Annotated in this window: 8 protein-coding genes and 1 pseudogene; 6 read left to right on the top strand and 3 right to left on the bottom strand. The window is 72.3% G+C overall.

Annotation, left to right across the window (positions count from 1 at the left end; translation table 11 throughout):
• Positions 1-339: 339 nt before the first annotated feature.
• Positions 340-2,748 (top strand): endopeptidase La, encoded by a 2,409-nt coding sequence (gene lon / locus DVR05_RS11445; RefSeq protein ID WP_116245835.1) that lies wholly within the window; start codon positions 340-342, stop codon positions 2,746-2,748.
• 59 nt (positions 2,749-2,807) lie between these two features.
• Positions 2,808-3,047 (top strand): S16 family serine protease, encoded by a 240-nt coding sequence (locus DVR05_RS11440; RefSeq protein WP_198659137.1) that lies wholly within the window; start codon positions 2,808-2,810, stop codon positions 3,045-3,047.
• 141 nt (positions 3,048-3,188) lie between these two features.
• Here DVR05_RS11440 and DVR05_RS11435 read toward each other — a convergent pair whose 3' ends face one another.
• On the bottom strand, positions 3,189-3,851 hold the full coding sequence (locus DVR05_RS11435; protein WP_116245834.1) for an HAD family phosphatase: 663 nt from the start codon (positions 3,849-3,851) through the stop codon (positions 3,189-3,191).
• A 574-nt stretch (positions 3,852-4,425) separates the two neighbouring features.
• Here DVR05_RS11435 and DVR05_RS11430 point away from each other — a divergent pair.
• Positions 4,426-6,387, top strand: a complete 1,962-nt coding sequence (locus tag DVR05_RS11430; RefSeq protein WP_232832086.1) for an ABC transporter ATP-binding protein — start codon at positions 4,426-4,428, stop codon at positions 6,385-6,387.
• A gap of 106 nt (positions 6,388-6,493) precedes the next feature.
• Here the strand turns inward: DVR05_RS11430 and DVR05_RS11425 are convergent, their stop codons facing one another.
• Complete coding sequence (locus DVR05_RS11425) at positions 6,494-9,160, bottom strand: glycoside hydrolase family 48 protein (protein ID WP_116245833.1); 2,667 nt, start codon at positions 9,158-9,160, stop codon at positions 6,494-6,496.
• A 249-nt stretch (positions 9,161-9,409) separates the two neighbouring features.
• A complete protein-coding gene (locus DVR05_RS11420) occupies positions 9,410-10,063 on the bottom strand; it encodes a PQQ-binding-like beta-propeller repeat protein (RefSeq protein WP_116245832.1) in 654 nt (217 codons plus the stop codon).
• Positions 10,064-11,028: 965 nt separating this feature from the next.
• On the opposite strand from DVR05_RS11420, the pseudogene DVR05_RS27900 reads away from it, so the two are divergent.
• The 3 genes and pseudogenes from DVR05_RS27900 to DVR05_RS11405 form a co-directional block, all read left to right on the top strand.
• Positions 11,029-11,241, top strand: a pseudogene (locus DVR05_RS27900) (RNA polymerase sigma factor); the annotation flags it as partial.
• A 58-nt stretch (positions 11,242-11,299) separates the two neighbouring features.
• Complete coding sequence (locus tag DVR05_RS11410; protein ID WP_198659136.1) at positions 11,300-11,695, top strand: RNA polymerase sigma factor; 396 nt, start codon at positions 11,300-11,302, stop codon at positions 11,693-11,695.
• Positions 11,692-12,798, top strand: a complete 1,107-nt coding sequence (locus tag DVR05_RS11405) for an anti-sigma factor (protein WP_116245830.1) — start codon at positions 11,692-11,694, stop codon at positions 12,796-12,798. The genes DVR05_RS11410 and DVR05_RS11405 overlap by 4 nt, the downstream gene beginning before the upstream one ends.
• Positions 12,799-12,819 lie beyond the last annotated feature (21 nt).

Raw genomic sequence — 12,819 nt, 5'->3', positions numbered from 1 at the left:
GGGGCGGCGGGGGCCGGTCCGATCCGGGCCGGTGGCGCGGTGTCGACGATGGGCGGCGACGGGGACGGCGGCTTCGTGGCGGACGGCGGGCTCGTCGTGTCCCGTGGCCACGGTCCGGTGTCTTTCGGGGCGGGTTGATGCCGCGGCCGTCGGCGCGGTCCCCGCGCACGCCCCACCGCGGGGCGTCCGGGTGCCCACGCACGTGCGCCCGTGGCGGCGGGCGTCCCCGGATGGCCCGCGCCGACGGCCGCGTGGGGCGATCGCTGAGGGCGAACACGTGTATGGGAAGATAATCGGACTCCTTTTTATTGAGTCTGTTTAACTCAACTAGGAGGATTCATGAGTGAGACTCCCGCCAGCGTGACCTTCCCGGTGCTTCCCCTCGACGACGACGTCGTCCTGCCGGGCATGGTCGTGCCCGTCGACCTGACCGAACCCGAGGTGCGCGCGGCCGTGGACGCGGCGCAGGCCGTCGCGCGGTCGGGCGGCCACCGTGACTCCGCCAAGGGCCCCGAGGTGCTGATCGTGCCGAGGGTGGACGGCTCCTACGCCGCCGTGGGCACCGTCGGCACCGTCGAACAGGTCGGACGCACCCCCCAGGGAACCCCGGCCGCCGTGCTGCGCGGCACGGCCCGCGCCCGTGTCGGCAGCGGCACGACCGGCCCCGGCGCGGCCCTGTGGGTGCTGGCCACGGTGCACACCGAGCCGGAGGGCGAGTATCCGGGCAAGGTGCTGGAGGCGGCCCGCGAGTACAAGTCGCTGCTCACCACCTACCTGCACAAGCGCGGGGCCTGGCAGGTCCTGGACGGCGTGCAGCAGATCACCGACCCCAGCCGCCTCGCCGACCGCGGCGGCTACTCGCCGTTCCTGAACGCCGGGCGCAAGCTCGAACTGCTGGAGACCTACGACGTCCTGGACCGCCTGCACCTGCTCACCGAGTGGACCCGCGAGTACCTCGCGGAGCTGGACGTGACCGAGAGCATCGACCGCGACGTCCAGGAGGGCGTGGACAGGCAGCAGCGGGAGTTCCTGCTGCGGCGGCAGCTGGAGGCCATCCGCAAGGAGCTCAACGAGCTCGACGGCCGCCCCGGCAGCGAGGAGGACGACTACCGGGCGCGGGTGGAGGAGGCCGACCTGCCCGAGCACGTCCGCAGGGCCGCGCTCGACGAGGTCGACAAGCTGGAGCGGGCCGGTGACTCCTCCCCGGAGTCCGGATGGATCCGCACCTGGCTGGACACCGTTCTGGACATGCCGTGGAACGAGCGCACCGAGGACGCCTACGACCTCGCGGGGGCCCGCGAGGTCCTGGACGCCGACCACACGGGCCTGACCGACGTCAAGGACCGGATCACCGAGTACCTGGCGGTGCGCAAGCGCCGCGCGGACCGGGGGCTGGGCGTCGTCGGCGGGCGCCGCAGCGGCGCCGTGCTCGCCCTGGTCGGCCCGCCCGGGGTCGGCAAGACCTCGCTGGGGGAGTCGGTCGCGCGCGCCATGGGCCGCCGGTTCACCCGGGTGGCGCTCGGCGGTGTGCGGGACGAGGCCGAGATCCGCGGCCACCGCCGCACCTACGTGGGCGCCCTGCCGGGCCGGATCGTCCGGGCGATCAAGGAGTCCGGGTCGATGAACCCGGTGGTGCTCCTGGACGAGATCGACAAGGTCGGCTCCGACTTCCGCGGCGACCCCGCGGCGGCGCTGCTGGAGGTGCTGGACCCGGCGCAGAACCACACGTTCCGCGACCACTACCTGGAGATCGACCTCGACCTGTCGGACGTGGTGTTCCTGGCCACCGCCAACACCCTGGACACGATCCCCGGCCCCCTGCTGGACCGGATGGAGCTGGTGGAGCTGGACGGCTACACCGAGGACGAGAAGGTCGCGATCGCCCGCGACCACCTGCTGCGCAGGCAGCTCGAACGGGCCGGGCTGGTCTCGGCCGACGGCGAGCCGGAGGCGGAGATCACCGAGGACGCGCTGCGGTCGCTGGCCGCGGAGTACACCCGCGAGGCCGGGGTGCGCGGCCTGGAGCGGACCATTGCCCGCATCCTGCGCAAGGTGGCGTCGGCCGCGGCCCTGGGGAAGGGGGAGGTGCCGGTCCGGGTGGACACCGGTGACCTGCGCGACTACCTGGGACGGCCGAGGCACACGCCGGAGTCGGCGAGCCGGACCTCGGTGCCGGGCGTGGCCACCGGTCTGGCGGTGACCGGAGCCGGAGGAGACGTGCTGTTCGTGGAGGCGTCGCTGGCCGATCCCGAGTCCGGGGCGGGCGGGCTGACGCTGACCGGCCAGCTCGGCGACGTGATGAGCGAGTCGGCGCAGATCGCCCTGTCCTACCTGCGGGCCAGGGGCGCCGAGTTGGAGCTGCCGGTGGGCGACCTCAAGGAACGCGGCGTCCACCTGCACGTTCCGGCGGGCGCCGTCCCCAAGGACGGGCCGAGCGCTGGCATCACCATGACCACCGCCCTGGCCTCGCTGCTGTCGGGGCGGCCCGCCCGCGCGGACGTGGCGATGACCGGTGAGGTCTCGCTGACCGGCCGGGTGCTGCCGATCGGGGGCGTCAAGCAGAAGCTTCTCGCGAGCCTGCGCACCGGAATCAAGAACGTGATCATTCCGGCCCGCAACGAGCCGGACCTGGATGACGTTCCGGATGAAGTGCTGGAACAGCTCACGGTTCACCCTGTGAGTGATGTCCGGGAGGTTCTGGAAATCGCGCTTGAGCCCGCGCACAGCACGGAGCGCGTGGCCGCGTAGCGGAAGTGTCACTGGGGGTCACCATTCCGGGCGGTGGCCCCCACTTTGCGTTCGCGCCGATGGTGGGCCGATCGGCGCAGGCGAAGCAGAAGCTGCTGGCGGCGCACCGGGCGGGGATCACCACGGTCCTGATCCCCGAGCGCAACGAGCCCGACCTGGACGACGTTCCGGAGGAGGTGCTGGGGCAGCTGACCGTGCACGCGGTCAGCGACGTGCGCCGGGTGTTGGAGCTGGCGCTGGAGCCCGCCTGCCCGGTGCCCGCCGCCGACGGGGACGCGTCGCGTTCCGTCCGGGTCTGAGCGGGGCGACGCACCGACCTGACGTCGTGTGACCCCGCCGCTCCGTGGGCCTTGGACCCGGGACCCACGGAGCGGCTCCCTCCGCGTGCACGCCGCCGCCCACACCCCGGGGAGCGGCGGCCACCGCGCGATCCGCACCCCTCACCCGGCCGGGGACCGCCCCGGCAGGTCGGGGACGAGTTCGGCCAGGGCCGCCCGGGTGGACCCGGCGTCGGTGTGCGGGACGGCCCGCATGCCGACCGCCCGAGCGCCGAGCACGTTGGGTTCGGCGTCGTCGACGAACACCACGCGCTCGGCGGGCAGGCCGAGCCGGTCGAGGGTCAGCTCGTAGATCGGGGCCTGCGGCTTGCGCAGGCCGACCTCCCCGGAGATCACGACCGGGTCGAGGAGCGCGTCGATCCGCTCCCGGGGATAGGCGTTGCCCCAGCTGTTGGACAGCAGCGCCACCCGGACGCCGAGGTCGCGCAGTTCCTCGGCCAGGGCGTACATCGCCTGGTCGGGGCGCATTCCGGCGAACAGCCGCCCGAGCAGGCCGTTCGGGTCGACCGGTCTTCCGTCGACGGTGCCGAGTTCGGCGGCCAGCAGGGCGTCGAACTCCTCCACGGACAGCTCCCCGGTCTCCAACCGGTGGATCGGGGTGCCGTCCGGGGCCCCGCGTGAGAGCCAGGCCCTGAGGGTGCGGGTGAACGACTCCGGGTCGATCCCGTCGGACTCCATCCAGGCGGCGATCGTGTCCCGGACGGGGCCGGTGAGGACGCCGCCGTAGTCGAACACGACGGCGTCGACCAGGCGCTCGCCGGTCATCGGACCGCCTCCGCCCCTCGACCGCCCCTCCGACGGCGGCGCCCGCGCCGGGCGCGCCGGCCGGTCGGGTACTCCTCGGTGTCCACGTTCTTCCCCTCCTCGCCGGGGGTCCGCGAACCGGCGTGCGGCGCCGCTCGCGCCCCTGTGGCATACCGTCTGGTCGGTATGATCATGGTGGGCGTCCGGCACCGTGTCAAGGGACGGTCGTCCCGGACGCCCGCGCCGCGCGGAGCGCCCACCTCGCGCGGACGAGGGGCGACCCGGGAGAGGTACCGCTCAGACCACCTCATCCGTCCCAGTTCCGGGGGCACCGTATCCCCACGGATTTTCGTACGTGTGTCGGACCGGGCGGAGCCCCCGCCCCCCGCACCGAGCCCGCTCCGTGACCGGTCCCCGGTCGCGGGGGGTGGAAGCGGACCGACCGCAACCGGGAGGACGGCGGCGCGTGGTCGGTCCCAGCGGTCATGATCGTCTCCCGTGCCGACCACGCGCCCCGAGGGAGAGGACCGCCGTTGCGCAGACACCGCTTCGCCCCGCCCGCGACCAGCCCGTTCACCCCTGGGAGGACCGCTTAGTGGCAACGACCCCCTCCGAGACCGTCGATCCGCGCGAACCGTCCGCCACCACCGACACCACCACGAGCGCGGCGGACGCCGAACTCACCCCCATCCGCTACCTCGCCTACACCCAGGAGGCCGCGCGGGCGACCTGGCTGACCGTGGGCCGCAGGATGCCGACACTGGTCGCGCACGCCCTCCGCCTGGGGTGGCGGGCCAACCGGGCCGACCTGCTGGCCACGGTGGCCTGGAACGTCGGCACCGGGGCGGCCACCGCCTGGGCCCTGGTCATGACCACCCGCGTGCTGGAGCGGCTGTTCACCGCCGCGCCCACCCCCGACCGGATCCTGGGCGCACTGCCGATGCTGGCCGTCCTGGCGGCGGCGATGGTGGCGCGCGGCGTCTGCTCCACCCTGGCCGGGCGCTCCCAGGCCCGGTTGGAACCCCAGGTGGTCCTGGCCGCCGAGAGGAGGTTCAACGAGGCCACCACGAGCGTGCCCCGCGCCGCCTTCGACTCCAGCGCCTTCAACGACCAGGTGTTCCGCTCCTACGCGCGCGGCACCGACGAGGCCGGTTCCCTGGTGCGCTACACCGTCGACGTGCTCACCGGGCTGGTCGGCATCGTCGCCGCGGCCGGTGTGCTGGTCTCCCTGCATCCGTCCCTGGTGCCCCTGCTGCTGCTGGCGTTGGTGCCCCAGTGGTGGGGGTCGGCGGCCGCGGCCCGGCTGCGGTACCGGGCGATGCTGGCCATGACCGACATGCGCCGCCGCAAGTGGCTGGTGCAGCGGATGATGATGGACGACGACAACGCCTCCGAGGTGCGCTCCTACAACATGGAGCGGGTGCTGCGCGAGGAGTTCGACCGGCTCGGCGACCGCGAACTGGGCGTGCACATGGACCTGGCCACCCGCACCTCCCTGATCCGGTTGGGCGGGGACACCTTCGGCGGACTGGTGACCCTGGCGGCGTTCGTCGTGCTCGGGGTGCTGATGGTGCGGGGCGTGGTGCCGATCGCGGCCGGCGGCGCCGCGGTGGTCGCCATCCGCGTCGCCCAGGGGGCGCTGAACTCCGCCCTGGGCGCGGTCAGCCGGGTGTACGAGTCCGGACTGTACTTCGCCGACTTCCTCGACATGGTCGAGACCGCCCGCAGGCTGGCGCCACCGGCCACCCTGCCCCAGGCCCCGGCGGAGTTCGCGGCGATTCGGGTGGAGGGGGTGACGTTCACCTACCCCGGCGACGACGAGGAGGCGGGCGCGCCCAGGTCCCCGGCGCTGGCCGACGTCACCCTCACCCTGGAACGGGGCAGGACCTACGCGCTGGTGGGGGAGAACGGGTCGGGCAAGTCCACCCTGGCCAAGCTCCTGGCGGGCCTGTACTCCCCGGACCGGGGCCGCGTGTGCTGGGACGGGGTCGACCTGGCCGGGGTGGACGGCGACAGCCTGCGCCGACGCATCGCGGTCATGGCCCAGGAACACACCCACTGGCCGATGACCGCGCGCGAGAACGTGGTCATGGGCAGCCCCTTCGACCCCGACCGGCTGGACCGCGCCGCGCGCGCCACCCACGCCGACGCGGTGGTGGCCGACCTGCCCCACGGGTGGGAGACGCTGATGGACAAGTCGTTCGCCCAGGGTGTGCAGCCCTCCGGGGGCCAGTGGCAGCGGTTGGCGGCGGCGCGCGCCTTCTACCGCGCCGACGGCGACGACGTCCCGCTGCTGATCGTGGACGAGCCCACCTCGGCGCTGGACGCGCGGGCCGAGTACCGGTTCTTCTCGTCGGTGCACGAGCACGCCGCACGGACCTCGGCCACGGTCGTGCTGATCACGCACCGGTTGGCGTCGGTGCGCCCGGCCGACGAGGTCGTCGTCCTGGACCGGGGCCGGGTGCTGGCGCGGGGGAGCCACGAGCGGCTCCTGGCCACCTGCGACCACTACCGGGAGCTGTGGCAGATGCAGGCCAGCGCCTACCAGGAGGTGTGACCGGCCCCCTCCCGCGGCGGGAGGGGACCGGTCGTGCCCGCCGCGTCCGGGACGCCGGCGGGGCGGGGGCGGGGCGTGGGCCCCGCCCCCGTGCGGCCGCGGACGGTCAGGAACCGTCGCCGAACAGCTCGCCGTGGGTGGCCAGCGCCGTGGCGACGTCCACCTGCGCCCAGAAGCGGTGGTAGGTGAACTCGGGCACCGGCCCGCCGTCGAGGTAGGACTCGACCTGGGGCCAGGCCGGGTCGTCCTCGTAGAAGGACCGGATCGACAGGAACGTGGAGTCGGAGGTGATCGGGTCGCCGTTGGCCATCTGGCCGCTCCACCCCTCGGGGACGTAGAGCCCGCCGTCCGGGGAGTCGAACGGGTCGTCGAAGCGCTCGTAGTCGGCCCGGGTCTCCGGGACGGCGACGCCCAGGTCGTCCTCGTGGAACATCAGGGCGTTCAGCAGCGCCTCGGCCACCTCACGGGACTCGGCGTCGCCGGTGGCGGCGGAGTAGTGCATGAGCGTTTTGGCCAGGCCCGCGGCGATCCCGACGTCCTGACCGTGCGAGACGACCTCGACACTCAGGTCCGGGTTGCCGGTGGGCTCACCCGTCCAGGTGTCGGGCTGGCCGCTCCACTCCATGTCGGCGGGGATGGCGAACTCGCCGTTCTCCCCGACGGTGGTGTTCTCGATCGCCCAGGGCACCCACGCGTCCAGGATCTGTCCGGCCCGCTCGTCGCCGGTGATGCGGTGGTACTCGGCCACCCGTTCCATGTCCCAGACCTGGAACCCGAACCAGCGGTTCGACGGCGGGTCGTGCCAGACGGGCTTCTCGTCGTAGTACATGCCGTAGAAGGTCGGCGTCCCCGCGGGCGGCTCGGCGTAGGAGCCCTCCCAGCTGTTGGTCGCGCCCCCGGCGATACCCCCGTCGGAGGACTGCAGCCACTGGAGGAACTCCAGCTGCCGGTCGAGGCTGGTGCCCCAGTCCTCGGCGCCGGTGGGCGACTCGGGCCGGAGCGCGTCCACCTCCGACAGCGCGTAGGCGGCCATCACGTTCTGGTAGCCCTGGTGCGCCGACGAGCCTCCGATGCGCCAGGCCCACGGGTACTGGGCGCTCTCCAGGGCCCCGCCCCAGGAGTAGTACCAGGACATGAGGTAGTGCGCGGAGTTCTTGCCCGAACCCGGGGCGCAGGACTCGGCGCCGACGCAGTCGCCGACCTCCTTGAAGTACTTGTCGAACATCGCGTAGCGCAGGTAGTCGCCCATCCTGGCCGCGTCGGCGACGTTCGAGGCGATGGCGTCCGCGTTGCCCTGCTCGGACGCCCACTCGTGGGCGAGGTAGGCCACCTGCACCGCGCGCGCGTCGGCGTCGGGCGCGTTGGTGTAGCGCCACTGCTCGGAGTAGTTCTCGTCGTCGGTGAACAGGTCGAGGAATCCGTACTCGCCGCCGTGCGCGAAGGTCTCACAGGACGGGTGCGGGACGGTCTCCCAGACCGACTCGTTGGAGCCGCGCTGGAAGGTGTTGATGTAGGCGGGGGCGTCGTCGCCGCCGTCGCCGCAGAACCCGTAGCCGTAGACGTTGTCCACGTCCAGCAACCAGTGCATGCCGTAGACCTCGTCGGTGCCGTAGGTCCCGGCCAGTTCCTGGGCGAGGGGGTCCTCACCCGCCTGGACCTCGGGGGTCAGCGGCATGGGGTAGTCGCTCGGGTCCAGGGACTCGGGGATGTAGGTCGCCGGGTCCGAGGGGTCGTAGGCGGAGTTCGTCGGCTGGTCGGCGGTGCCCGGGATGATGAACGTCTCCATGGACTCCCAGGCGTCGTTGAAGGGCGCCCAGTCGCCGGTGATCCGGCCGTAGGCGGCCTCCAGCCACAGGTAGTAGCTGTAGGCCTCGGAGGTGGTGGCGTGTCCGTGGTCGGGCGCCTCCACGATCAGGGTCTCCACCGAGTGGTACGGCACGAGGAGGCCGTCGACCTCGCGGAAGTAGCCGTTGTCGGGGTCCTTGATCTTCGCGTACTGGTCGAGGAACTCCTCCTCGTAGGGGTTGTCGGCGCCCGACAGTTCGCGCGCGGTGACGACCACGGGCTCGTAGCCCTCGGCGGAGACGGTGAACTCCGCCTGCGCGGGGTCGCCCGTGCCGTCGCCGGAGGAGGCGATGGTCACCTCCTGGGGAACGTCCCAGTCGGAGTCGCCGAAGGTCAGCGAGGCGCCCGAGACCACGGACAGGTCGGTGCTCCCGGAGGTGCGCTCGACGCTGACGGAGACGTCCTCGTCCGGAGCCGCTGACAGCGCGACGTCGAAGGCCGCCTGGCCTCCCGGTTCCAGGGCGACCGAGCCGGGGTCGACGACCAGTGCCGGGGACTCGTCCTCTCCGGCGCAGTCCCGGCCGTTGAGGGTGAACTCCGTGGGAGCGGCGTTGTCGCCGCTGTAGGTGGCCTGGAAGCCGAACGCCGCGGTCTGCCCGCTGCCGAGCCCCGGCGCCCAGGAGGGGCCCTGGGCGGTCACGGAGGCGCCGCTCTGGGAGACCTGCGCGTTCCAGCTGTTGGTGATCTGCTGGTCGCCGGTGAACTCCCAGCCCAGTGTCCAGGTGGAGACGGCTTCGGCCTCGTTGGTCACGGAGACCTCGGCGGTGAAGCCGGTGCCCCAGTCGTTGGTCTGGTAGTCGACCGTGCAGATCGGTGCCGCGTGCGCGGGTGCCGCCGGTAGGAGGGCGGCGGTGAGTACCGCGCCCAGGAGCGCGGCTCCCGCGCCGCGCCAACGGGCGCGTCGCGGGCGGGTGTGGGGGGTGGTCACATGTCCTCCTCGGGGGTGCCCCCTCCCGTGCCCGACACCCCGCTGGCGCCGACGTGCCGTGGAGCGGGGGAGGGGCGGGACGGGGGTGCTGTCATGCTGGAGGGCCGCCGGGGACGGCGGCTCGGACCCCGGCCGGGATCCGAGATGTCACTGCGCGCGTACGTCGTCGTACGTACCGGAGGTTCGGATGGCTCCGTTCCCCGGTCGCGGGAGCGCTCCCATTACGGGAGCGCTCCCACAGACGTGAAGTTAACACCGACGACCCACGGAGACAACGGGTGTAGCGACGGTGACCCGCCGCGGAGTCACCGCGCGTCCGGTTCGCGGCTCGCCGCCGACGGAGGACCGGGCCGGGTCGATGGGTGCGACCAGGGACCCGCCCCCCCGGCCGAGCCGGTCGGGCGGGTCCGCGCAGGCGTGGAGGACGACGAGCCGGTTCTCCACCAGCAGGGCGTTGCGTTCCGTGTCCCATCCGCCGAGGATCGCGCACACGCGCCCGTCGTTCTCCGGCAACGTGAAGGACCACATCTCGTCGCTCGTCTCCGACCTACGGGCACTGATCCGGGGGCGCTCACCGGGTTCGGTCCACGCGTAGAGCCGCAGGTCCGACGTCCCGTCCAGGAGCGAGATCCGGATGTCCTCGGTCTCGGGACCGTGCGACAGCACGGAGGTCTTCGCGCGGATCCCGCCGGTGGCGGTGTCGAGTTCGGTGACCCGTCGGTCGCCGAACCGATCGGCTGCCGGTTGGCGTGTGACCAGGGCTGTCGCCCCACCATCGATCACCTGGACCGACACGTCGCTGTAGGGGTGTCGGTAGCTCCACAGTTCTTCCCCGGACGTGCCGTCCAGGGCGACCACGCCGTCGTCGAGCACGAGCAGGGGGCCGAGCGGACCGGGTTCCACGGTCTTCCACGGACACGCCCTTCGGGGCTTCCCACACCCAGCCGACCTCGCCGATGTCGCTCGGCACCGGTGCGGGGACGTCCGGGAAGGCGTCGGCGACCGTGTGCTCCGTCGGCTGGTAGAGGGTCGCGGCGCGCAGACCGAACTCCGAGAGCGCGACCAGGACCAGACCCACGGCGAAGAACGGCACGGAGCGGCGCGGGGGCAGGATCCTGGGCTGGTACACGGCGGCCACGACGAGGAGGACACCGAGGGCGATCGTCAGGGTCACCACCCACAGTGAGACCCCGGCCGGATCGGAATCGTGGTACCCGCTGGTGTCCGCCGTCACGGTGAACATGGTGGGTGAGAAGACGGTGTAGGCCCCGTACAGGGAGGGCGCGCCCGCCGCCAGCAGGAACGCCCTCAACCCCCGGCCCTGGCGAGGGGCGGGTTCCGTGGCGGGGACCCCCTTGTCATGCCACAGCACCGTGAAGAGCACGATCGCTCCGAGGAACACGGCGGTCAGCCACCAGAGGGCGGCGTCGGGCGTCGTCGGGTCCTCCTCCATGACGGAGAACCGCACCAGGTCGGCGAGGGCGAGCAGGATTCCGCCCTCGATCAGCCCCAGGCCGACCCAGCCGACCGCCTCACCGATCCGCGACGCACTCTTCACCCGTGTCCTCGTTCCCCACCGCGCCCGTGACCCGGCCTCCATGCCCGGAAGGGGAGGGAACGCCGGATTCGCGGTCGCCAAGATAACAGCGCGTGCGGACACCGGGTGCCCGCGTGACCGGGTCCGGACACGGCCGGACGGACGACGGCGAACCCGCTCCACCACCCCGACGACCTGCCCGGAACGCTGATTCCGGTGGTTTCGCGTCACGGGATGTAACGCTGGCCACTCCCATCTCATCTTTCCTGTGTAAAGGGGTGGTCGCCGTACGGCGCCGAGTCGCCTGCATCGGCCACCACGGAATCGGCAAGTGTGGTCGGGATGTCAACAGACCTCGTGGCAGGACTCAGGAACCGGGAGGAGGCGGCTGTTCTCGGAACTCCTGACACGGCACGGGAACACCCTCTACCGGATCGCCCTGCGTTTGACGGGACAGCGCCAGGACGCGGAGGACGTCCTTCAGGAGTCCCTGGTGACCGTGATGGACAAGGTTGACACCCTGGTGGAGCCGGACGCCCTGGAACCGTGGCTCCGACGCGTCGTGGTCAACGCCGCGCTCATGCGCCTGCGTAGACGGGCGCGTGATCCGATACCCGACCCCGAGGTGCCGGAGCCGGTCTTCACCGACGACGGTCGGCACGCCAGGACGGTCGGCACGCCAGGACGGTCGGCACGCCAGGACGGTCGGAGGCTGGCCGCCGTGTCCCGAGGGCGAACTGCTGCGCGGGGAGACCCGGGCGGTCCTGGCGGAGGCCGTGGAACGGCTGCCCGCCGCGGCACGCGAGGTCTACGTCCTCGCCGAGATCGAGGACCTGGACCACGCGGAGGTGGCCGAGTTGCTCGACATCTCCAGACCCGCTGTGCGCACCCGGCTCCACCGAGCCCGGCTGGCCCTGCGTGAGGCGCTCGACGCGTACTTCCACGAACGGCGGAGCCGGACCGACCCATCCACGACCGTGAGGACGGAATCATCATGAAACCAGACGTCCCCCTGCGGCCTCCGGGGCCGTGGGACGGGGTGCTCCTCGCCTTCCGGACCGTTCTCGGACTCGCGTTCCTGGTGGCCGGAGGCAAACTCCTCATCCCGGTCCCGTTCGGCCTCGGCGACGACCTGAACGCGGTGGCCGAGTCCTTCACCGACCCGCAGACCGGCTGGATCGCACCGTGGCTCGCCGAGCGGATCACCGACCTCGGCATCCCCGTCAGCACGTTCCTGCTGCTCCAGGGGATCGCCGAGGTGACACTCGCCGTCATCCTGATCCTCGGGCTGGCCACGCCCCGGATCGGCATGGTGATGGCGATGATGTTCGTCATGTTCACCATGGCCACCCCCACGGGAGGAGCCATCCGGATCTCGGCCGATCTCGCGCTGGCGATGATGGCGCTGACCCTGGCCCGCATGGGCGGAGGGTACTGGAGTCTGGACCGGTTCCTGCTCAGCGGACGTCTCGCGGTGCCCCGAAGGGCGCTGCGGCTGACCGGGATCGAACAGGCCGCGCGCGGGGGAGGCCGCGACACCAGCCTGCTGCTGGTCCGGCTCGGCATGGCCTACACCCTGCTCGCCTCGGCGGTCTTCACCGAGGGGGTCTTCAGCAACTCGGTCAACTCCAGCCTGCCCGTTCCCGTGCTTCTGGCTGTGGGTGCACTCCTGGCCGTGGGACTGGCGCCCCGCTACGTCATGGGCGCCGTCGCCGTGTGGCTGTTCGCCCTGGGGCTCGGCAGCATCTCCGACAACGGGCTCCTCATCGGGGTCGAGGCGGCCAAGCGTGAGATCGCGCTGTCCGTCGCGGCCGGGGCGTACGCGCTCGTCGGCCCGGACCGGTGGAGCCTGCCGCGTCCGCGGCGGCCGCGGTGCCGGGAGGTGTACGACCTCCTGCGCGACTACGTCTCCGGTGACCTGCCCGAGCCGCGGCGGCGGGCGGTCGAGTTCCACATCGGGGACTGCGCGGACTGCTGGTCCTTCCTGGACACCTACCGGCGGACGGTCGAACTCGGCAGGGAGATGGGGGAGGAGGAGATGCCGGCGGAGGTCTACGCGCGCCTCGTGGACTCGGTCCGGGACCGGACGAAACCCTCCTGAACCGGTCCGGTCGGGGGGCGA

This window comes from Nocardiopsis sp. FIRDI 009, from assembly GCF_003386285.1.
Taxonomy (GTDB): domain Bacteria; phylum Actinomycetota; class Actinomycetes; order Streptosporangiales; family Streptosporangiaceae; genus Nocardiopsis.
The sequence above is the reverse complement of the archived record's forward strand: the minus strand, read 5'-3'. Positions and strand labels throughout refer to the sequence as shown.